The sequence below is a fragment of the Nocardia sp. Marseille-Q1738 genome (assembly GCF_965283145.1).
Window position 1 is genome coordinate 67,605 of record NZ_CBDIMS010000013.1, and the last position, 21,178, is coordinate 88,782.

The following is a 21,178-nucleotide window of genomic DNA, read 5'->3' on the forward strand; positions in this document are numbered from 1 at the left end:
CAGACACGCTCCCCCGCCTCTCCGAATCCTCAGGCCGTACCAGTCGGGTGACGCAAGACTCTCATGTTGTCGCAAGCCACTTCTTGCGCGAGGGCGGCTGGCTGCATGTCGTTGAACTCGCCGCACTCGAGGACGTTCGGCACACAATACAGTGTCAGGTCGACGCCCTAGGAGGCCAGCTCGAGCTGAGCATGGGTCGTCGCCGATCGGCCGAGCGGGCTCGCGCCGCGCGAGAGGCGACGAGCACCCGGCCGACGCCGAGTCCGGCCGATCGGCGGCGGAACCGCCATGCTGGGAACGGCGAGATCGGCGACGAGCGTCCGCGCGACGTACCGAACTGAACGTCCTGGTCTCCGCTCCGCTCCGCCGTGGCGGTGTTCGGGACGTACAGTGCTCAGGCGTGGGTGTGAGCCGTCGGGATCGAGTGGTGGCTGCGGGATACAGCGCGGCCGGAGCGCTGCTCGTGGTCGGCCCGCTGCTGCGACCGGGGTACCTGCTGTTACGTGATGCGGTGAGCACGCCGCGCAGCTATCCGACCGACTCGGCGCTCGGGCTGGGCGACGCGGCGCCGCGGGCGGTGCCGCAGGACGCGCTGCTCGCGGTCCTGTCGCCGATCGTGGACGGCGGGCTGGTGGTCAAGGCGATCCTGGTCGTCGCGCTGTGGGCCGCGGCGTACGGTGCGGCGGTACTCGCGCGCGAACTGCTGCGCGCGCCGCTCGGCGCACAACTGGTCGCCATCACGGTCGCGCTGTGGAACCCTTACGTGGCCGAGCGCCTTTTACAGGGCCACTGGAGTCTGCTCACCGGCTATGCCGCCCTGCCGTGGACGGCGCTTGCCGCCTATCGCCTCCGATCCGCTGCAGCAGCGCGGCAGCGCATGGGCACCTACTGGACCGCATCGGTGCGACAACTGGAGGTCGGTCAACCGGCCGACGCCGATGGGCAGTCCAACCACGCCCAACCAACCAACACAGGAGAGCACGCCGGCACCGCCCCGGGGGCCGACGCAGTCGAGCCGCCCGAACACGCCGGACCGATCAGCACCGACCAGCCAGCCGACCATATCGGACCAGCCGACACGGTCGAATCGCCAGAGGGCACCCCGAGACCCGATAGACCAGGGCATCCGCACAGCGCTCGAGCAGCCGATACAACCGGACGCCTGCGCGGCACCGCATCAACCCACGGGGCAGGACAACGCCGAGATCTTCGGCAGATCGCGTCCGCGCATAGCCGAGCGACGGGTGCATGGGCGGCGCTGGCGGTGGCGCTGGCAGCGGCGGGCCTCACGCCGACCGGCGCGCTGTTGGCCGGCTGCACCGCACTCGCCCTCGTCCGCGTGCGGCAACTACCCGCGACACTCGCCCTCTGGGTGGCCGCGTCGGCGCCGTGGCTGACCGCGACCGCGCTTTCCGGCGCGGGCAGCGAGCCCTCCGACCCCGCGGGTATCGCCGCCTTCGCCGCGCGTGCCGAACCCGGGCTCGGCACGCTGGGCAGCGTGGCCGGGCTGGGCGGAATCTGGAACTCCGAGGCCGTGCCGGACTCGCGCACCACGCCGCTCGCCGCGATCGGCACCGTCGCGCTGCTCGCGATCGTCGCGCTGGGCATACGTGCCGTCGCGAAGGGCGATGACGATCCGGACGGTCGCCACGTCCGCCGCATGTTGCTACTGCTCGCGGCCATCGCGGTCCTGTTTCCGGCGCTCGGCGCGACGCCGTGGGGCATGCACGCGCTGGAGTGGCTGGTCGCTCACGTACCCGGCGCGGGTTTGCTGCGCGACACCCAGAAGTACGTGGCCTTGGCCATGCCCGCCTATGCGCTGTGCGCCGCGGCCGGATGCGGCGTGCTGGCTCGGCGTGTCTCCGCGACCCCCCAGCCTGCGGCTGCAGATCAACGCGTACCGGCGCACCGAGCCGTGACATCCACTGTCGCAGCGGTATTCGTCGCGCTCCTCGTGCTGCCGCTCTACGACCTCGCCTGGGGCGTCGGCGGAGCGGTTCGAGCCGTGCGCTATCCGGACGGGTGGCAGCAGGTCGCGGAACGAGTCGACGATTCCACCGACATCGCGGTACTGCCAGCCGGGATGTTCCGTAAGTTCCCCTACAGCGGCGCCGCGCCGGTACTGGACCCGGCGCCGCGGATGCTGCCCGGCGACGTCTTACAGACCGGTGAGCTCCCGGTGCGCGGCCGTACCGTGTCCGGCGAAGGAGCCCGCGCCGGAGAAGTGGAAGCCCTTCTGCTGCACGGCGGTCCGGCCGTGGATCTGGCGCGTCTCGGCGTCGGCTGGGTGCTCGTCGAACGAACAACCCCCGGCCCGCTCGGCGAATCGGCGGCCACCCTTGCCCAGCTCGAGCCGACCTACGAGGACGCCGACCTCGCGTTGTATCGCGTCCCCGGCGTCATCGAGAGACGCGGATCGACAACACAACAGCGCGCATTCGCCTATGCGGCCCATTCGCTCTGGGGGGCAATACTTATCGCTGGGCCGCTCGTCGTTATCGGTATGCGTGCACGATCCCGGACGAAAATCCGGCGGTAGCTTCGGGCTGCGCCACTGTCGATTTCACGCAAGGGAACCGATCGCTGACTGGCACGACGGCGGCACTCTACGCGCACGGATCCACGGCGCCCGGGAACCTTGCAGGCGTCGATCGCCACACACGGTGGCGGCTGGCCCACCCAGCGCTGGAAAACGAGATCAGTCGCCCGGCCGCGCCGCGATCAAGCCCGCGGTGTGCTCACCGCGTGCAGCGGCCGCCAGCACCTCGTAGACTCCGTTTCCGGTCTGCTCCCAGGAGAATTCGCGGGCGCGGGCGCGTGCCTTCTCACCCATGACCGTCCGCGCCGCCGGATCCTCCAGCAGCTCGCCGACGGCATCGGCCAATTGCGCGACGTCGTCCACCAGAACGCCGGTGGCGCCGTCGACGATGGAATCGGTGAGCCCGCGCGAACTCCGGTAGCCGACGGTCGGCACACCGTGCTGGGCGGCCTCGATCACCGCGAGTCCCCACCCCTCCTTGCGCGAAGGCAGCACGTGCACCCACGCGCGGGCGAGCAGTTCGTGTTTGCGGCGTTCGTCCACATGTCCGTGGAAGGTGACGGCGTCGGCGATGCCGAGGTCTCGGGCGTTGTCCTTCAGGTTGGCGGCCCACCAGCCGTCGCCGATCACGTCGAGACGCAGCCCCGGGATGCGGCCGCGCAGCCGGGCGACGGCGGCGAGCGCGTCCTCGATCTGCTTGTGCGGCACCAGGCGGGAGAGCACCACGACGGTCGGCGCGCCGGTCCGCGTTTCCGCGGCGCCCGTCGGCGCGTCGACTGGAACCGGTTCAGCTCCATTGCGAACCACCGCGATTCGCGAACGGTCGACGCCGAGCGTGGCCAGTTCCTCGGCCGAAGGCAGGGACACGGTCAGATACTGATTGTCCCGGTGCACGCGCGGCGACAGCCGCGATTCGATCCACCAGCCGATCCGGCCGACCAGCCGACCGGCCACCGGCCACTGCTCGCGGTGGCCGTGGTGCACCAGCACCACCGACGGCGCCCGGGTGACGACAGAGGCGAAGAAGGGAATGCCGTTCTGGGTATCGATCACCGCGTCCGGGCGCACGCCGCGCAGCGGGCCGAGTCCGATCCGCGCGAGTAGGAGCGCGGCCAGCGCCCGGGGATACACCGTGTAGCGTCCGCCCGCCCGGCTGATGTCGATGCCATCGACGTGTTCCCGCCGTGCCGCCCCCGGATAACGGGCCGTGCGCAGGGTGACTTTGACCCCGCGTGCCGCGAGCTGCGCGCCGACCTGCTCGAGGTACCGCTCGCTGCCGCCGCCCTGCGGGTGTCCGGTGTCACGCCAGCAGAGCAGGAGGACTTCGCGCACGGTGGAGCTTCTCTCGGTCGGTCCCGGTGGGAGGGTCGGATGTCGCGCTACACCCTAACCGAGCACCCGCCCAGTACGCCGACCATCGGGGTTGTGCGAAACTCGGCGCCGTGCTCAAAGCCGAAACAACGCCCGCGCGCAGCAGCTCGCCCCGGTTCGCCCGGCGGGCGACGCTACGGCGGTCGCTGCGGCTGCTCGGCAGTTTCCGGTTCGAGCAGACCGATCCGGCGCTGTTCTACGGCGGTCTGGCCGCCGACAGCGCGGCCATGATCGCCGACTTCTACGGCGACCTCACCGGCCGGTCGTTGGACGGCGCGACGATTCTCGACGTCGGGGGCGGACCGGGGTACTTCGCGGACGAGTTCATCCGCACCGGAGCGCGCTATATCCCGGTGGAGCCGGACCCATCGGAAATGCACGCGGCGGGACGTTCGGTTGCCGGTGCCGTTCGCGGGTCCGGGATGGCGCTGCCGTTCCGCGACGACGCGGTCGACATCTGCTTCTCGTCGAACGTCGCCGAGCACGTCTCGAAGCCGTGGTTGATGGCCGACGAGATGGTGCGGGTGACCAGGCCGGGCGGACTGATCGTGCTCTCGTACACGGTGTGGCACGGCCCGTTCGGCGGGCACGAGACCGGGCCGTGGCACTACCTCGGTGGTGAGTACGCCGCGCGCCGGTATCGGCGCAAGCACGGGCGGGAACCCAAGAACCGGTTCGGCAGGTCGCTGTTCGCGGTGCGCGCTGCGGACGGATTGCGCTGGGCGGCAGGCACTCCAGCCGAAGTCCACACGGTCTTCCCGCGGTACCACCCGCGCTGGGCCTGGTGGCTGGTGCGGATACCAGTGGTGCGCGAGTTACTCGTGAGCAATCTGGTCGTTGTGGCAACTAAAAGTTAGCTGAACTAAGGCTCCAGCCATCCGCGACGCCAGTGCCGCTTACCGCACGGCGCGTGCACGGGCTCACTCCACGGCGACTCCCGCATGGCCAACCCGACGGTTTCCAGCGTGGTCAGACCGACCAGATCGGCTAGCATCCCGACTGCGGCGACAGCCTCGGCGGCCTGCATAGCCGCGGTTGCCTGCTCGATTGTCAGGGTACGGCCGGGTAGGAAGGAGACCACCCATCCTCCGCTGCCGACGCACTTCGCCTGATGCTCGGTTTGATCACTGGTCATCAGCGACCGGCCGATCACTTGCACCGCCATGACTCGGACTCCCCAGTTTGCGGTAACGGTTGGTGAATGGAGCGAGCTGATCTGTCGCTACAGCATGACCTTTCCAGCAACAGAACGCAATAGTGCGTTCGGCGAAAAGCGAACCGAGAGGTCGGAATTCACACCCAAGAGGGTTTCGAGCGGAGGAAAAACTAGAACAGGTTACAGACAAAATTCGGGGAAATCTGTAACGTGTTCCCATGCATTACGACAGCTTGTTCATCGGCGGCCGCTGGACCGCGCCAGCCACCGCCGAGCGCGTCCAGGTCATCTCGCCGGTCACGGTCGAGCCGGTGGGCAGCGTACCCGCGGTGAGCCGGGCCGACGTCGACGCCGCGGTCGCCGCGGCCAGGCACGCCTTCGACCACGGCCCGTGGCCCGCAACGCCACCGCAGGAGCGTGCCGCGGTGCTCACCCGGGCCGCACGGCTGATCGAGCAGCGTTCCGCCGACCTGCTCGCCGCGCTGACCGCCGAGGTCGGCGCGCCGCAGATGATCGCCATGACGCTCAACCAGATCCCCGCGGTCGCCGCGCTGGACGCCTACGCCGCCCTGGCCGAATCCTTCCCCTGGCGCGAAACACGGGTCGGCGGGTTCGGCACCACGCGGGTGACCCGCGAGCCGCGCGGCGTCGTCGCGGCGGTGACGGCGTGGAATGTCCCGCTGTTCCTCGCGGCCAACAAGCTCGCTCCGGCCCTGCTGGCCGGTTGCACCGTGGTGCTGAAGCCGGCCCCGCTGACGCCGATCACGGCCAATATGCTCGCGGACATATTCACCGAGGCCGGGCTGCCCGAAGGCGTGCTCTCGGTGCTGCCCGCCGAGCCCGACGCGGCCGAGTACCTCGTCTCGCACCCCGGCGTGGACAAGGTGACCTTCACCGGAAGCACCGCGATCGGCAGGAAGATCGGCGCGATCGCCACCGGACAGCTCAAGAGCGTCTCGCTCGAGCTGGGTGGCAAGTCCGCGGCGATCCTGTTGCCCGACATGGATGTCGCGGCCGGCATCCCGGTGCTCGCGTTCTCCGGCCTGATGAACAGCGGGCAGGGCTGCGTCGCGCAGACGCGCATCCTCGCCCCGCGCAGCCGGTACGACGAAATCCTCGACGCGCTGGTCGACCATGTGCGGACGATGAAGGTCGGCGACCCGAGCGACCCCACCGTGCAGTTGGGCCCGCTGATCTCCGAACGCCAGCGCGAGCGGGTGGAGGGATACATCGCCAAGGGCAAGGCCGAGGGCGCGCGGCTGGTGCTCGGCGGTGGCCGGCCGGAGGGCCTGGACCGCGGCTGGTTCGTCGAGCCGACGATCTTCGCCGACGTGGACAACAAGTCCACCATCGCCCAGGAGGAGATCTTCGGCCCCGTGCTGTCGGTCATCCCGTACGAGACCGAGGACGAGGCCGTCGCCATCGCCAACGACTCGGTCTACGGCCTCGCGGGATCGGTGTGGACCACCGACATCGAACACGGCGCCGAGATCGCGGCGCGGGTGCGCACCGGCACCTACGCGATCAATTGGTACGCGTTCGACCCGAGCTCGCCGTTCGGCGGCTACAAGGCCTCCGGACTCGGACGGGAGAACGGCCCGGAGGGCCTCGACTCCTTCTGCGAGCAGAAGTCGCTGCTCATGCCGCTCGGCTGGACCGGGTGATCAGTCCGGCGGCATGACCACCCGGAGTACGGGCGCACGGTCGCCGTACAGCCGGGTCGGCGCGTCGACGATCTCGACGCGCCACCCTGGCGGCAGCACCGACCGCAGCCGTCCCGCAGCTCGGCGCAGCGGCGTGCTCGCGGTCGCGAACTCGAATTCGGCACCCATCCGGGGAATGGACGCCGTCGTCTCCAGATCGGCCATGCTCCAACCGCCTCTCTCGCGCCTCGATCTCGCCGTGCACCGCGGGGATCGCGGATCCGATGTCGATAGGGAAGTAGGTCAGTCGATCAGTTAACCGCCAGTAATCAGAGCGGTGTAGGTAGCAGGAACAACACGTCAAGCATAAGCTACGACTACATAAGATCTCTCGACAAGATCATTACCCCATTGCGCCGGTTGATAAACCTACTGAATCGGGTGAATTCAGTAACCTACTGCCGGTGCTGACGCCGTACGCGGATGCACTCCGGGTCAAAAACTTTCACTTTGTGGCCCGATTCAACTGCACCACAATCCCATTCGCACAGAACCGCCGAGTCGAGCCCTGGTCACCGACCCAGTGATCGGCGATACGCGGCCGGCGTGGCTCCCGTCGCCGCACGCAGATGCACCCGCAGGGCAGTGACGCTGCCGAATCCCGCTTCGGCCGCGACGACTTCGACCGGCAAACGCGTAGTTTCCAGTAGCTCACGGGCACGTGCGGTGCGCTGGGCGTCGAGCCAGCGTCGCGGCGTGGTACCCACCTCCGCTTTGAACCGGCGGATGAACGTGCGCTCGCTCATCAACGCGTGCGCGGCGAGCGCCGAAACATCCACCGCCGCAGTCGGTTCGGCGACCGCCCAAGCCAGCGTGGCGGCGAGGCCGCCATCGACACCGCGAGCGCCGGGTCCCTCCGGAATGTATTGCGCCTGACCGCCTTCCCGGTGCGGCGAAGTGACGTTCCACCTGGCCAGCTCCGCGGCCGCATGCGCGCCGAGCTCCCTGCGGACGATGTGCAGACACAGGTCGAGACCGGCCGAGAGGCCCGCCGACGTGAGCACGTCGCCGTCGTCCACATACAGCGCCGCCGGGTCCAGTTTCACCGCGGGATACAGCTCGGCGAACTCGTCGCAGTAGGCCCAGTGCGTAGTGGCGGGCCGCCCGTCCAGCAGACCCGCCTCGGCGAGGATGAACGCGCCGACGCAGATGCTCACCAGCGTCGCGCCGCGTTCCGCCGCATCCCGCAGCGCGGTGAGCGCCTCCCGCGGAGTGGGCAGTGTCGGAATGCCGATCCCGGGGACGACGACGATATCGGCCTCCGCGAGCGCCTCTAGCCCGTGTTCCACCCGCAATTCGAAGCCGTTGGGCGTCCACACTGGCCCCGGGCGCAGTCCACAGGTGCGCATCTCGAACCCGTGCGGCTCGCCGGTCTTACCGGGTCCGTGCCGGAACGCTTGCACGGCGGAGGCCAGGTCGAAGGCCATGACGCCGTCCAGCGCGAGCGCGACCACTTTCTTCATCACGCACTAGTTTGGCATGAATCCGAGTATTACTGTCGTTTCCGCCACTCGTCGCGGGCCCTGGTGCGCGCTTGACTGAAGCCCGCAGCGAGTTTCCGACGACGAAGGAGAACGCCGTGGCCGCACCAACGGGCCTCGACTGGGAATGGGCCACCCGCACCGGTGGCGCGCTGACCAAGGAGCAACGCCGCAGACTGGCCGTCGAGACGGCGCGAACGCTGCCCGCCACGGTGCCCAACCGGGTCCGGCTCGCGCTGGGTCGGCGCGGACGCGGCAAACTGGACTTCGCCGGTCTGCGGCTGCCCGATTCCGCGCTGGCCGTTGCAGCGGAAATCGAAGCGCGCGAATCACTTTCGCCGCACGTGCTGCATCATTCGTTGCGCACCTATTACTTCGGACGAGTCCTGGCCGACCTCGATGGCGCCACCTACGACGACGAACTCGTCTACGTCTCGTGCCTGCTGCACGACCTTCAGCTCGAACACCCCACGCCGGGACGGTGTTTCGCGGTGACCGGCGGAGAGCGTGCCGCCGCGTTCGCCCGGAAAGCGGGCGCCGACCCCGTGCGCGCCGACGCGATCGGCGCGGCCATCGCCGCCCACATCACGCCCGGTGTCGCCGACGATCTCAACGACCCGGGCGGCTTCGTCTCCGCGGGCGCGTCCGTGGACGTGATCGGTGCGCGGCTGGCGGAACTGGACCGGGACTGGGTCGCCGACCTGCTGCGACGGCACCCGCGCCACGACCTCAAACGGCACGTGATCGCGGCTTTCGAGGCGGAGGCGAAGGCCGTGCCGGAGGGCAGGGTGCGCTGGCTGAGCGGCGCCGGCTTCCTGACGATGGTCCGGATGGCGCCGTTCGACGAATAGCGCCGCCGGGCGGAAGCCGAGCTTCGGAAGCGGGAAAAGGCTTGGGGCGCAAGCAAAACGCCCGCACCATCGGCCAGATGGTGCGGGCGGTGCTACTTTTGGTGGAGTGTCAGCCCAGACGCTGCTTGAGCGCCTCGAACTCGTCGCGCACGCCGGAAGGCAGCTTGTCACCCACGAACTCGAACCACTCTTCGATCAGCGGGATCTCCTTGCGCCACTCGTCGGCGTTCACCGCGAGCGCCTCGTCGACGTCCTTGGGCTCGACGTCCAGACCGTCCAGGTCGAGGTGCTCGGCGGTCGGCACGTTGCCGATCGCGGTCGCCTCCGCCTCGGCGGAACCCTCGATGCGGCCGATGATCCACTCCAGCACGCGGGAGTTCTCCCCGAAGCCCGGCCACAGGAAGCGGCCGTCGTCGCCGCGGCGGAACCAGTTGACGTAGAAGATCTTCGGCAGCTTGGCCGCGTCGGCGTTCTTGCCCACGTTGATCCAGTGGCCCAGGTAGTCACCGACGTGGTAGCCCATGAACGGCAGCATGGCCATCGGGTCGCGGCGCACCGTGCCGACCTTGCCCTCGGCGGCCGCGGTCTGCTCGGACGACAGCGTCGCGCCCATGAACACGCCGTGCTGCCAGTCGAAGGACTCGGTGACCAGCGGAACCGTGGTCTTGCGGCGACCGCCGAACAGGATCGCCGAGATCGGCACACCCTGCGGATCGTCCCACTCGGGGGCCAGGATCGGGCACTGCGCCATCGGCGTGCAGTAGCGGGAGTTCGGATGGGCGGCGAGCGTCTCGGTCTCCCGGTGGTACCAGTCGTTGCCCTTCCAGTCGATCAAGTGATCGGGCTCGCCCTCCAGGCCCTCCCACCACACGTCGCCGTTGTCGGTCAGCGCGACGTTGGTGTAGACCGTGTTGCCCGCCTCCATGGTGGCCATGGCGTTCGGGTTGGAGCTGCGGTTGGTGCCCGGCGCGACGCCGAAGAAGCCGTACTCCGGGTTCACCGCGTACAGGCGGCCGTCCTTGCCGAAGCGCATCCAGGCGATGTCGTCACCCAGGGTCTCGGCGCGCCAGCCCGGCACGGTCGGCTGGATCATCGCGAGGTTGGTCTTGCCGCAGGCGCTCGGGAAGGCGGCGGCGATGTAGTAGGCCTTGTTCTCCGGGGAGATCAGCTTCAGGATCAGCATGTGCTCGGCGAGCCAGCCCTCGTCATGGGCCATCGCCGAGGCGATTCGCAGCGAGTAGCACTTCTTGCCGAGCAGCGCGTTGCCGCCGTAGCCGGAGCCGTAGCTCCAGATCTCCCGGTCTTCGGGGAAGTGGGTGATGTACTTGGTGTCGTTGCACGGCCACGGCACGTCGGCCTGGCCCTCGGCCAGCGGCGCGCCCACGGAGTGCAGCGCCTTCACGAACGGCCGGTCGGCGCCCAGCTTCTCCAGCGCGGCGGCGCCCATGCGGGTCATCACGCGCATCGACACGACGACGTACTCGGAGTCGGTGATCTCCACGCCCAGCTTCGGGTCCTCGGCGCCCAGCGGGCCCATGCAGAACGGCACCACGTACATGGTGCGGCCCTTCATCGAACCGCGGTACAGCTCGGTCATCGTGGCGCGCATCTCGGCGGGGTCGACCCAGTTGTTGGTCGGGCCCGCGTCGGCCTCGGTCTTGGAACAGATGTACGTGCGGGACTCCACCCGTGCCACGTCGGAGGGGTCGGAAAGGGCGAGGAAGGAGTTCGGCTTCTTCTTCTCATCCAGGCGCTTGAACGTTCCCGCCGCGACGAGCTGCTCGGTCAGCCGGTCCCATTCCTCGTCCGAGCCGTCCGCCCACACCACTCGATCCGGCTGGGTGAGTTCGGCGACTTCTTGTACCCAGGCGAGTAGTTCGCTGTGCTCGGTCGGCGCCTTGCCGTCGGATCCACGAAGACCAGGAATGGTCGCTGACGTCATGAAAACTCTCCTGAGATGGGCGGCCACTCGATGCTTCGCCGCCTGGCCCAAGGCCCATGACCAGCGCGAATGCACCCAGCGCCACCGTTGGCGGGAAGGCGCCCGCTCCGACCGGTCGTCAGCGCACCCAGCCGGGCGGCAGATCAGGACTCAGCGGAACGCCCAAGTTCCTGACTAGAGGTTAACGCCATGTGACGACCCGTACGGCATCGGGTTCCTCACTGTGTACCCAATTGGTCGCTCGTTTCAACAGGTGAGATCCAGCGGTCGAGGATCCGGATATCCCGCTCGCATGCGGCGAGTTGACCGGGCTGTTCGGCCGCCATCCGGCGCAGCTTCACCTCCAGTTCGGCGACGCGACGATCGGTTTCCACCATTCGCGCGGTGCTTGCCTGCACCACGTTATCGGCCAAAGCGGTCTCGGTTTCCACGAGCGCGGTCGCCACCCGCTGCTCGAGCTGGGCTTTCACATTGACCAGCGCGTCGGCCACCCATTGCCGGATGTGCGCTCGATCGGCCAGCTGCCCGCGGGCACGGACCACCCAGGCCGCAACGCTACCGCCGAGTAGCAGGGTGACCGGGACACTCGCGACATCGAGCGCGGGCACCAGCGCCAGCGGAGCAACCAGCAGGCGACCGATGCCGACACCCGCCGACGCGCCGAGCGCGATCATAAGGTGATCTTCGACACCCCGGTGTCTGGGCTCCGGATCCGGCCCTACCCGCGGAGCCGGATCACGCCGTCGCGGTGGCACAGCGCGGTCAACGTCTTCGATCCGGTCCCCGAGTTGGGCCAAGCGGTGGTCGATGGTGTGATCGACAGCGCCGGTCAGCTCGGTCACGGCCTGCTGGAGCCGGTCGGGATAGCCACGGAGCTGGGCGGGACGCACTCGATCCAACTCGGCGCGAGCCGCGGTGTGCAGCGCGCGAATCCGCGCGCCGATATCGGTCATCAGGTCGACTCGCGCCAGGTGCAACTGCCCGCGCAGGGTGGACATGGCGGTGGCGCGTCCGCCGTCACGGCCCGCGAGCAGCACCGCACGTTCCTCGCGCAGCCGGGCCAGGTCGGCGCCGGAGCGCAGCGCGGCCACCTGCTCGATCACTCGCTGGCGCGTATCGGCCAGGACTCGGCCGGTGACCGTGGCCAACCGGTCGCCGGTCGCCGCGGCGCCCGAGGTCGCCGCGGTCAACTCCGCGTGCAGCGCGCCGAGACCGGAGCGATCCAGCAGCCCGGCGTCGCCCGCGGTGCGGGCCGCCGCGGCGAGCCGTGCCGAGACCGGCACGATGTTCAGATCGGCGCCCTGGGCGGCCAGCAGCTCCAGGTTCCGCGCCCGCACCGCACGCCAGTCCTGGTAGGCGTGGATGCCGTTCATGGCGAGCAGAACGCGCGTCCCGACCGCGCGCATCCTGCCGATCATCTCCAGCAGGTCCGCGCCGATGGTGGTGCCCGCGTCGAGCAGAATCAGCGCCGGCGCCGACAGGGCGCCGATGGACGGCTGACCACGGTCGGACGGCGAGGTCGTCGCCACGGCCGCACGCGGGTCGGGAATCGGCTCGGACAATGCGATGCGCGGCTCGAACCGGGCCAGCTCGGTTCGCAGCAGTGTGGTGTTGACATCGGCGGGACCGATCACCGTGACCGTCCTCGCGGCGCCGGAACCGTGCACCGCACCCAGCAGCGCCAAACCTTGCGGATTCCATCGCGCCACCACCGCCTCGACCTCCGGCGAGAGGGCGCGCACGGTTCCGGAGTCCACGGCGGGACCATCGTCGGTCGGTGAGCCGGGGCCGGCGGGTCGGCCGGTTCCGGTGCCCGGCGCCGAACCTGCCGCGTCGGGAGTGTCGGCCGTCGGTGCGTCCGAGGGCTCAGAGACCGGCACTGCTCATCCGCTCCCATAGTCGGACGTACCCGTTGTGCACGCGCAAGGCGGCGCGGCGGGCCGCCGGGGGCATGTCACTGGTGACGACGGCGCGCCACCGGGTGGCGCGGGCCATCGCGTCGTCGGCGTCCGAGGGCGCCGGAGCGGGATAGCCCGCGGCGAGGTGCGCCACCTCGGGCCGGGCCAGGCCCGCGCAGAGCCCGAGCCAGAGAGCGTCGTCACCGTAGAGATAGGTCTCCAGGAGGTCGCGAGCACGGCCGCCCTCTTCCGGGACCGCGCGGGCGGCGAGCCGGGCCAGTTCGTCGAGCAGTTCGCCGCCGCGGAGCGCGGAGACCTGTTCGTAACGGCGGTGCAGCAGCCGGTGCAGTGCGTCGATGCCGCTGGCGGCGTGCAGGATCTGCAGCAGCGCCTGCGGCGCGAGTTCCGGATCGTGGCGCAGGGCGGTGCAGGCGCAGACCACGCCGTACAGGTCCCAGCGCTGCAACAACTGCTCCCGCTCGGCGACATCCGGCCCCGGCGCGACGAACAGGTCCGGCGACAGCACCAGCGCGGGGTCCGCCTCGGTGGCGAGCTTGCGCAACAGGGCCAGGTCGGCGCCGGTCATCGTTCCCGCCCTGGTGCGCACCGCCAGCGACGCAACCACCGGAACGACCGGAACCCGCAATTCCCTGCCGTATTGTTCGGCCGCCGCCACCGCGTCGCCCCAGCGGGAGCCGATGGCGTCGGCCTTGTTCAGCACCACGACCGTGCGCTGCGGCGGCAGAGCGGCCAAGATTCTGCGGTCGGCGGGCGTCGGCGCGGCCGACAGCACGTAGACGACGATGTCGGCGTCGAGCTCCGGATCGGGCGCCCCGGGCTCGTCCACCGGATCGGTCTCCACCGCGGACAGCAGCGCCAGCGCGTGCAGCACCGTGGTCCGCCCCGCGTGCGCGCGCCCGGTCACCTGGATGCGCGGCGGTTTACGCCAGGCGCTGACCGCCGCCGCGGCGGCGTAGCCGATCTGCGGGTCACGTCCCGCTCCGAAACGCAGTTCGGCGAGCAGCTTGTCGAGCTGATCGTGGTCGGGCGCGGGAACGCCCCGCCCACGCAGTGGCCCGTCGGATTCAGTGGCTGTCGGCATGCTGCACCCCCTTGTTCGGTGCGCAATTCTGTCAGAAGTCGCGCCACCGGACAGGCTCGACCGTTCAGCTGCCGCTGAAGAACTTGTTCGCCGTCCGCACTGCCCAGTTCGGGGCGTATTTCGCGACCGTGGCCAGCACCTTCGCCTGCGTGCCGATCTCGTAGTGCACCTTCGGCAGCCGGCCGCGCTTGCGGGTGGCCGCCCAGATTCCGGCGGCGACGTCATCGGCGGTCAACCGCACGCCGAGCGACTTCGTCGTCCCGGTCGTCACACCCTCCACCATCGCGGTGGAGACGAACAACGGCCAGATCGCGATCACCCGGATGTCGTAGGGCTCCCACTCGAGATCGAGGGCCTCGGTCAAGCTCTTGACCGCCGCCTTGGTCGCGCCATAGCTCGCGAGCTCGGCTTGGCCGTAGATCGCCGAGGCCGAACAGAGATTGACCACCTGGGCGCCGGGGGTGTCGCGCAGATAGCGGAACGCCTGGTGTGTCCCCGCGAGCACGCCGACCAGGTTGACCTCGACGATCGCCCGGTGAGCGGACAGATCGATGGACTCGAACGGCCCGGCGCGCAGGATGCCCGCGTTGTTCACCAAGATGTCCAGCCGCCCGTTTTCGGCATCGAACTCCGTGAGTCGCTTCGCCCACTGCGTGTCGTTCGTCACATCCAGCACGCCGGTGCGCACGCTGCCGCCCTTGCCGGTGATGTCGGCGGCGAGCCTTGTCAAACCGACTTCGTCGATGTCATATGCGCCGACGTGGTAGCCCTGCGCGGCGAAAAGGAGGGCGGTAGCCCGCCCGATCCCGGCTGCCGCACCGCTGATGAACACGGTCGGTCTGTTCATGCCGCGGAGTCTAGTACCGATAGTCCTGGTAACAGGGGGTTCACAGACCTGTGGTTGGTCATTTACCCTCTCTTTGAGGTCAGCACCGTTATCAAAACGCAATGTTAGGTCTCGAATCGGCAACGACCACAACGATGCGGAGGTTGCGATGACCGCGGAAATCACCTGCGTTGTCGATCCTGAGCCTGTTTCCACCTCGGACCACGGGCCCCTGCTGCCGAGCGTGGACCCGTTCCACCGACCTCCGAAGGGGTTCGCGGCCAAGCCGCCGGGGACCATCCTGCGCAGCCGGAAGATCGACGTGGCGCTGTTCGGCATCATCCCGCAGCAGGTCTCGGCCTGGCAGCTGCTGTACCGCAGCTGTGATCTGCACGGAGCCCCTGAGGCGGCGATAACCACGGTCCTGCTGCCGATCGACGCGGAACCGGACGAGGATCGACCGCTGTTGGCCTTCCAGACCGCGATGGACGCGGTGGCCGAGAAGTGTTCGCCGTCGTACGCGTTGCGCTACGGAGCCCGTGCGCTCGGCTCGATCACCCAGTTCGAATGGCTGCTGGTCGCGAACGCGCTGCGGCGCGGCTGGGCGGTCAGCATCGCCGACCACGAGGGCCCGCACGGAAACTTCGGGGCCCCGCGGGAGCCCGGCTACCGGGCGCTCGACGGGATCCGCGCCGCGCTGCGCTTTGCCCCGCTCGGCCTCGCCCCCGACACCCGGATCGCGGTGTGGGGCTACTCCGGCGGCGGCATGGCCAGCTCGTGGACGGTCGAGGTGGCGCCGACGTACGCCCCCGAACTCGACATCGTCGGTGCGGTGCTCGGCGCCCCGGTCGGCGACCCACGCCAGATATTCGACCGGCTCAACGGCACCGCCTACGCGGGCCTGCCCGCCATCGTGATCGCCGCCCTGCGCAGGCTGTATCCCGCGCTGAGCAGGCTGATCGACCACGAACTCAACCACGATGGCCGTCGGTTCGTCGTCCACGCCGAGAACGCGACCCCGGTCGGCGCGGTCCTCGGGCTCGCCCACAAGAAAGTCGACGACTTCCTCAGCCGCCCGCTCGCCGAGGTGCTCGACACGCCGGAACTGACGGCGATGTTCGATGATCTGCGCCTCGGCAACGCGACACCGGCCTGCCCGCTGCTCGTGCTGCAACCCGTGCACGATCAGGTCATCCACGTCGAGGCCGTCGACGGCCAAGTGGAGCGATACCGCCGGGGCGGAGCCATGGTCACCTACGTGCGCGACCGGCTCAGCGAGCATCTTTCGCTGCTGCCGCTGTCCACTCCGATCAGCCTGGACTGGCTGGCCGATCGGTTCGCCGGGCAACCGGTGAGCGACGTCGGCGACACGACCGTGTGGTCGGTCGCCGCCTCGCCGTCGGGGGTGCGTGGCCTGCTGGAAATGGCGGTGACCGCGGCCAAGGTCGCGCTGGGCCGTCCGCTGCGCCAGCAGCAACCGACCGAGTCCAGGATCGCGCCCGCGCGCGCCGCCTGACCTCCCGCTCAGCGGTCCGTGCACAACCGCCTGCCGCACTGATCGCCGGATGCTGGACAATGGACGCCGTGAACGACGCCGTGAACCATACTGCCGAATCAGTTCCGGGCCCGCCGTCCACAGTTTCGGCTTCGGCCGAAGGCGGGCCTCGGCACAAGACCGGCTCCCGCCTGTACCCCCGAGTCACCAGCTTCCGGTCGCGCAGGGGCGCGCTGACCGCGACCCAGCAGCAATCCTGGGACCGGATGTGGCCGACGATCGGTCGCGAAGTGGCCGACGAGCCACTGGACGCGGCCGCCTGGTTCGGCCGCGAGGCGCCGCTGGTCATCGAGATCGGCTGCGGCACGGGCACCGCGACGGCCGCCATGGCGCAGGCCGAGCCGCATCTGAACCTGATCGGCATCGAGGTATACCAGCCCGGCCTCGCGCAGCTGGTGCAGCGCATCGAGCGCGAAGGAATCGGGAACATCCGGCTGCTGCGCGGCGACGCGGTCGACGTGCTGGAGAACATGATTGCCGAGGAGTCGCTGACCGGCGTCCGAGTGTTCTTCCCCGACCCGTGGCCCAAGGCGCGCCATCACAAGCGGCGGCTGCTGCAACCCGCGACAGTCGCGTTGATCGCCAGCCGCCTGAAGCCGGGCGGTGTGTTGCACGTCGCCACCGACCACGCCGGCTACGCCGAACACATTCATCAGGTCGGCATGGCGGAACCGCAGCTCAGAGGGTTGAATGAGACCACGGGCGGTGACAGCGCGCAGCATCGCGCGACCGCGCCGATCGGTTTCGAACGACCCGTCACGAAATTCGAAGGCAAGGCGCATCGCGCCGGTAGCGCCATCACCGAGCTCATATGGGGGAAGATCGACCGATGAGCGTCAGTGAGATGGCCCACGAGGTAGTCGATGTTGCCGGGGAGGTGCACGGAGGCGGAGCCGAAGGCCTGGGCGGCGCGGCGCCGGACGTGCGCCGGGTCCTGCTGGTCTGGGACGCCCCGAACCTCGACATGGGCCTCGGCGCCATCCTGGGCGGGCGGCCGACCGCCGCCTACCGCCCCAGGTTCGACGCCCTCGGCCGCTGGCTGCTGGCCAGAACCGCCGAGTTGTCGGTGGGCAGCGTGCATCGCGTCGAACCCGAGGCGACCGTCTTCACCAACATCGCGCCGGGCACCGCCGACGTCGTGCGGCCGTGGGTGGAGGCGCTGCGCAACGTCGGTTACGCGGTCTTCGCCAAACCCAAGATCGACGACGACTCCGATGTCGACGCCGACATGCTGGCGCATATCGCGTTACGCAGCCGCGGCGCCGGCTTGGCCGGCATCATGGTCGCGTCGGCCGATGGCCAGGCGTTTCGCGAACCGCTGGAAGAACTCGCCGCCAAGGGTGTACCGGTGCAAGTGCTCGGCTTCCGCGAGCACGCGAGTTGGGCCGTCACATCCGATACTCTCGAATTCATCGACCTCGAGGACATTCCGGGCGTATTCCGTGAACCACTGCCCCGGGTGAGCCTCGACTCGCTGCCCGACGAGGGTGCCTGGCTGCAGCCGTTCCGGCCGCTGTCGGCACTGCTCACCTCTCGCCCTGCGCAAGGAGTCGCTTAGTGTTCACACGCTGGGGCGATCTGGCCTACCGGCTGCGCTTCGCCGTCATCGGCATCGTCAGCGCGGCCCTGTTGGCATTGGGCGGATACGGCTTCGGCCTGGAACACCACCTCAGCTCCAGCGGATGGGACGATCCGACCTCGGAATCGGCGGAGGCAGCGCGGATCTCGGACGCCGCGTTCGGGCGAGATCACAGCAGCGACGTGATCGTGCTCTACACCCCGCCCGAGGGCAAGACGATCGACGACCCGGCGTTCCGGCAGAAGATCGTCGACAGCCTCAACCGGCTGCCCAAGGAGCACCCGGATGAGATCGCCAAGGTCAACGGCGCCTACTGGCAGACCGAGACCGGGCAGGCATCTCCTTCGCTCTTTGGTTCGAAAGATAAGAAGTACACCTTCGCCTCGATCGCCATAGTCGGCGACAACGACACCGTGATGGTGCGCAACTTCCGGAAAGTGAAGGACGTCTTCTACATTCCGGGCGTCGACGTCCAGGTCACCGGCCTCCAGGCGGTGGCAGGCACGCTCAATGACACCATGGCCGCCGACCAGAAGCGCATGGAGATGCTCGCCATCCCGGCGGTTGCGGTGCTGCTGTTCTTCATCTTCGGCGGACTGGTCGCGGCGGGCCTGCCGCTGGTCGTCGGCGGTCTCACGGTCATCGGCGCCAACGGCATCATCATGTTCCTGACGAAGTTCACCGAGGTGAATTCGTTCGTCTCCGGCGTCGTCTCGATGATCGGCCTCGGCCTGGCCATCGACTACGGACTGTTCATCGTGAGCCGTTTCCGCGAGGAACTGGCCGAGGGCTACGACACCCGCGCGGCGGTCCGGCGCTCGGTGATGACGGCGGGGCGGACCGTGGTGTTCTCCGCGACCATGATCATCGCCAGTCTCGGCGGCATGCTGCTGTTCCCGCAGGGCTTCCTGAAATCGGTGGCCTACGGCACCATCGCGACGGTCTCGCTGGCCGCGCTGACCGCCATCACCATCCTGCCCGCGATGCTCGGCGTCCTCGGCCCCCGCGTGGACATGCTGGGCCTGAAGGCGTTCCGTAAGTCCAAGACCGCGGAAGAAGTCGAGAACGGCTTCTGGGGCCGGATTACGCAATGGGTGATGAAGCACCCGCTCAAGATCGCCGTGCCGATCTGTATCGGCCTGCTGTTGCTCATCATTCCGGTGAAGAATCTGGCCTTCGGCGGCATCAACGAGCGATACCTGCCGCCGGACAACAAGACCCGCGTGGCACTGGAGAACTTCTACGAGGTCTTCCCGCTGAAGAAGACCGATCCGGTCCAGCTGGTCATGGTCTCCGACGACAGCAACGCGGTCGGCAAGGTGTGGAAGCAAGCCAGCGAGGCTCCCGGCCTCACCGGCAAGTTCGAGGTGCCCAGCCGCTCCAGCAGCCAGCCCGACGTCTACCGGACGAGCGCGACGCTGGAGGATTCGGAAAACGCCGATCCGACCATCGACTACCTGCGCTCGATCGACGTGCCCGACAACGTCCAGCTCTACGTCGGCGGCCAGCCCACGATCCAGAAGGACAGCATCGACGCGCTGCTCAGCCGCATGCCGGCGATGATCGCGCTGGTCATGTTCGTGACCACGCTGCTGATGTTCCTCACCTTCGGCTCGCTGGTGCTGCCGATCAAGGCCGCGCTCATGAGCGCGCTCGGCCTCGGCTCCACGCTGGGCATTCTGACCTGGATCTTCGTGGACGGCCACGCCGCGAGCCTGCTGAACTTCACGCCGCAGCCGATCATGTCGCCGGTGCTGGTGCTGATCATCGCCGTGATCTACGGCCTGTCCACCGACTACGAGGTCTTCCTGCTGTCCCGCATGGTCGAGGCGCGCACGATGGGCGCCTCCACCACCGAGGCGGTGCGGGCGGGCACGGCGCACACCGGCCGCATCATCACCGCGGCCGCGCTCATCCTGCTCGTCGTGGTCGGCGCGTTCGGGTTCTCGGATCTGGTGATGATGCAGTACATCGCCTACGGCCTGATCGCGGCGCTGTTCATCGACGCGACCGTCCTGCGCATGCTGCTGGTGCCCGCCACCATGAAGCTGCTCGGCGACGACTGCTGGTGGGCCCCTGCCTGGATGAAGAAGGTTCAGCAGAAGATCGGCCTCGGTGAACCCATTCTCGACGACGAGCGCCCCGGCGGCGGCGATGTCGTCGACCTGGTCAAGACCACGCCGGTCACCGACCCGGTGACCATGCAGATCCCCGCGGTGACATCCGCCAACAAGGTGCCACGCAGGCGCAAGCCGCGCACCGTCGCGGAGATCGAGGCCGATGCGCCCACGCAGCGGCTGGACCGCACGCCGCCGCCGTCGCCCGCACCGCAGACCGCTCCCGCGCCCGCCCCGCACGATCCAACCAGGAGGCGTCCTGCGCCACCGATGAATTCCGCGGCTGGGCAAGGGGATCCGATCCGCCCGCGGCGAATCGCGCAGATCCCGAAGGCTTCACACTTCGCGCCGGACCAGGCCGAACCGCAACCGCAGCCGATGTCCGCGACGACCTATAACGCCGCCGCACCACGACTGGCTCCGTCCGCTGGCACGCCGCGGGATCCGAACGGGTCGCACGCCGGCACGCCCTCGCTGGCCCTGCCGGAGCACAGCCCGGGCCCCATCGTCCCGTCCGTCACGCCCCCGCCGCGCCCGGTCCAGTCGCCGGAACCGCAGCCACTTTCGGGACTCTGGCAGGACCCCACCGTAGATTTGCCGCCCCAGACCTCCACACCACCCGAACCCCAGCCGCTGTCGCGGGAGACGGGTGGTCCGGCGCATCGTGCGCCTGAGAGCGGGGCGACTTCGGACCCGGACAACGGCCCGGACACCAACCGCAGCAGCATCGAGAATTGGATGGCCGAACTCCGCTCGTCCCGCCGTCAGAGCGTGCGGCACAGCGAGGGACGTCACCATGACAGCGAGGGCCGCACGGTCAGCGTGAACGAACTGCTGCGCCGCCGCGAACGCGAGTGAACGGTAGGTCGCCGCAAACCAATATGCATACACGGAACCCGCGATCTGCGGTAAACCGCAGACCGCGGGTTCTGTGTTCTGCGGCCAGACTATCCAGTCAACAAAATCACCCACACACGCCCATCCGCCCCCTCCCGGCATTCGTATTCCGAATTCGGATTTCCATGGTTAGCTATCCACCCAATACACTCAAACGTGTC

General features: G+C 68.9%; 16 protein-coding genes. 8 read left to right on the top strand and 8 right to left on the bottom strand.

Going from position 1 to position 21,178, the window contains the following annotated elements; all coding sequences use genetic code 11:
- Positions 1–400 precede the first annotated feature (400 nt).
- The gene (locus tag ACWPXK_RS31765; protein ID WP_454199854.1) at positions 401–2,539 is read left to right on the top strand and encodes a hypothetical protein; all 2,139 of its coding nucleotides are present in this window, start codon (positions 401–403) and stop codon (positions 2,537–2,539) included.
- 159 nt (positions 2,540–2,698) lie between these two features.
- Here the strand turns inward: ACWPXK_RS31765 and ACWPXK_RS31770 are convergent, their stop codons facing one another.
- On the bottom strand, positions 2,699–3,871 hold the full coding sequence (locus ACWPXK_RS31770; RefSeq protein WP_454199855.1) for a glycosyltransferase family 4 protein: 1,173 nt from the start codon (positions 3,869–3,871) through the stop codon (positions 2,699–2,701).
- A gap of 110 nt (positions 3,872–3,981) precedes the next feature.
- On the opposite strand from ACWPXK_RS31770, the gene ACWPXK_RS31775 reads away from it, so the two are divergent.
- Complete coding sequence (locus ACWPXK_RS31775; protein WP_454199856.1) at positions 3,982–4,767, top strand: class I SAM-dependent methyltransferase; 786 nt, start codon at positions 3,982–3,984, stop codon at positions 4,765–4,767.
- Positions 4,768–4,772: 5 nt separating this feature from the next.
- Here the strand turns inward: ACWPXK_RS31775 and ACWPXK_RS31780 are convergent, their stop codons facing one another.
- Positions 4,773–5,075, bottom strand: coding sequence for a hypothetical protein (locus ACWPXK_RS31780; RefSeq protein WP_040784748.1), 303 nt, complete (start codon positions 5,073–5,075; stop codon positions 4,773–4,775).
- 209 nt (positions 5,076–5,284) lie between these two features.
- On the opposite strand from ACWPXK_RS31780, the gene ACWPXK_RS31785 reads away from it, so the two are divergent.
- A complete protein-coding gene (locus tag ACWPXK_RS31785) occupies positions 5,285–6,730 on the top strand; it encodes an aldehyde dehydrogenase (RefSeq protein ID WP_454199857.1) in 1,446 nt (481 codons plus the stop codon).
- Here ACWPXK_RS31785 and ACWPXK_RS31790 read toward each other — a convergent pair whose 3' ends face one another.
- Together ACWPXK_RS31790 and ACWPXK_RS31795 are read right to left on the bottom strand one after the other, a co-directional pair.
- Positions 6,731–6,934, bottom strand: coding sequence for a hypothetical protein (locus tag ACWPXK_RS31790; protein WP_454199858.1), 204 nt, complete (start codon positions 6,932–6,934; stop codon positions 6,731–6,733).
- A 347-nt stretch (positions 6,935–7,281) separates the two neighbouring features.
- Positions 7,282–8,232 (bottom strand): GlxA family transcriptional regulator, encoded by a 951-nt coding sequence (locus tag ACWPXK_RS31795; RefSeq protein WP_454199859.1) that lies wholly within the window; start codon positions 8,230–8,232, stop codon positions 7,282–7,284.
- Between the two features lie 32 nt (positions 8,233–8,264).
- Here ACWPXK_RS31795 and ACWPXK_RS31800 point away from each other — a divergent pair, with 32 nt between their 5' ends.
- The gene (locus ACWPXK_RS31800) at positions 8,265–9,101 is read left to right on the top strand and encodes a phosphohydrolase (protein WP_454199919.1); all 837 of its coding nucleotides are present in this window, start codon (positions 8,265–8,267) and stop codon (positions 9,099–9,101) included.
- Positions 9,102–9,210: 109 nt separating this feature from the next.
- Here ACWPXK_RS31800 and ACWPXK_RS31805 read toward each other — a convergent pair whose 3' ends face one another.
- The 4 genes from ACWPXK_RS31805 to ACWPXK_RS31820 all read right to left on the bottom strand — a co-directional run bounded on the left by ACWPXK_RS31805 (position 9,211) and on the right by ACWPXK_RS31820 (position 14,890).
- The gene (locus ACWPXK_RS31805; RefSeq protein WP_454199860.1) at positions 9,211–11,043 is read right to left on the bottom strand and encodes a phosphoenolpyruvate carboxykinase (GTP); all 1,833 of its coding nucleotides are present in this window, start codon (positions 11,041–11,043) and stop codon (positions 9,211–9,213) included.
- A 218-nt stretch (positions 11,044–11,261) separates the two neighbouring features.
- A complete protein-coding gene (locus ACWPXK_RS31810) occupies positions 11,262–12,800 on the bottom strand; it encodes a hypothetical protein (RefSeq protein WP_454199861.1) in 1,539 nt (512 codons plus the stop codon).
- A 109-nt stretch (positions 12,801–12,909) separates the two neighbouring features.
- Complete coding sequence (locus ACWPXK_RS31815) at positions 12,910–14,043, bottom strand: hypothetical protein (protein WP_454199862.1); 1,134 nt, start codon at positions 14,041–14,043, stop codon at positions 12,910–12,912.
- 64 nt (positions 14,044–14,107) lie between these two features.
- Complete coding sequence (locus ACWPXK_RS31820) at positions 14,108–14,890, bottom strand: SDR family oxidoreductase (protein ID WP_454199863.1); 783 nt, start codon at positions 14,888–14,890, stop codon at positions 14,108–14,110.
- Positions 14,891–15,038: 148 nt separating this feature from the next.
- On the opposite strand from ACWPXK_RS31820, the gene ACWPXK_RS31825 reads away from it, so the two are divergent.
- The 4 genes from ACWPXK_RS31825 to ACWPXK_RS31840 are packed head-to-tail and all read left to right on the top strand — an operon-like array spanning position 15,039 to position 20,978.
- A complete protein-coding gene (locus ACWPXK_RS31825; protein ID WP_454199864.1) occupies positions 15,039–16,385 on the top strand; it encodes a lipase family protein in 1,347 nt (448 codons plus the stop codon).
- Positions 16,386–16,444: 59 nt separating this feature from the next.
- Complete coding sequence (gene trmB, locus ACWPXK_RS31830) at positions 16,445–17,257, top strand: tRNA (guanosine(46)-N7)-methyltransferase TrmB (protein ID WP_454199865.1); 813 nt, start codon at positions 16,445–16,447, stop codon at positions 17,255–17,257.
- Positions 17,254–17,982, top strand: a complete 729-nt coding sequence (locus ACWPXK_RS31835) for an NYN domain-containing protein (protein WP_040784763.1) — start codon at positions 17,254–17,256, stop codon at positions 17,980–17,982. The genes trmB and ACWPXK_RS31835 overlap by 4 nt, the downstream gene beginning before the upstream one ends.
- Positions 17,982–20,978, top strand: a complete 2,997-nt coding sequence (locus tag ACWPXK_RS31840; RefSeq protein ID WP_454199866.1) for an MMPL family transporter — start codon at positions 17,982–17,984, stop codon at positions 20,976–20,978. The genes ACWPXK_RS31835 and ACWPXK_RS31840 overlap by 1 nt, the downstream gene beginning before the upstream one ends.
- Positions 20,979–21,178: the final 200 nt, after the last annotated feature.

What these genes read in the sequence shown, in the direction of transcription:
- ACWPXK_RS31780 (WP_040784748.1), bottom strand. Translation starts at nt 5,075, where the DNA reads ATGGCGGTGCAAGTGATCGGCCGGTCGCTGATGACCAGTGATCAAACC.
- ACWPXK_RS31785 (WP_454199857.1), top strand. Translation starts at nt 5,285, where the DNA reads ATGCATTACGACAGCTTGTTCATCGGCGGCCGCTGGACCGCGCCAGCC.
- ACWPXK_RS31790 (WP_454199858.1), bottom strand. Translation starts at nt 6,934, where the DNA reads ATGGCCGATCTGGAGACGACGGCGTCCATTCCCCGGATGGGTGCCGAA.
- ACWPXK_RS31795 (WP_454199859.1), bottom strand. Translation starts at nt 8,232, where the DNA reads ATGAAGAAAGTGGTCGCGCTCGCGCTGGACGGCGTCATGGCCTTCGAC.
- ACWPXK_RS31805 (WP_454199860.1), bottom strand. Translation starts at nt 11,043, where the DNA reads ATGACGTCAGCGACCATTCCTGGTCTTCGTGGATCCGACGGCAAGGCG.
- ACWPXK_RS31815 (WP_454199862.1), bottom strand. Translation starts at nt 14,043, where the DNA reads ATGCCGACAGCCACTGAATCCGACGGGCCACTGCGTGGGCGGGGCGTT.
- ACWPXK_RS31820 (WP_454199863.1), bottom strand. Translation starts at nt 14,890, where the DNA reads ATGAACAGACCGACCGTGTTCATCAGCGGTGCGGCAGCCGGGATCGGG.
- ACWPXK_RS31825 (WP_454199864.1), top strand. Translation starts at nt 15,039, where the DNA reads ATGACCGCGGAAATCACCTGCGTTGTCGATCCTGAGCCTGTTTCCACC.
- trmB (WP_454199865.1), top strand. Translation starts at nt 16,445, where the DNA reads ATGGACGCCGTGAACGACGCCGTGAACCATACTGCCGAATCAGTTCCG.
- ACWPXK_RS31835 (WP_040784763.1), top strand. Translation starts at nt 17,254, where the DNA reads ATGAGCGTCAGTGAGATGGCCCACGAGGTAGTCGATGTTGCCGGGGAG.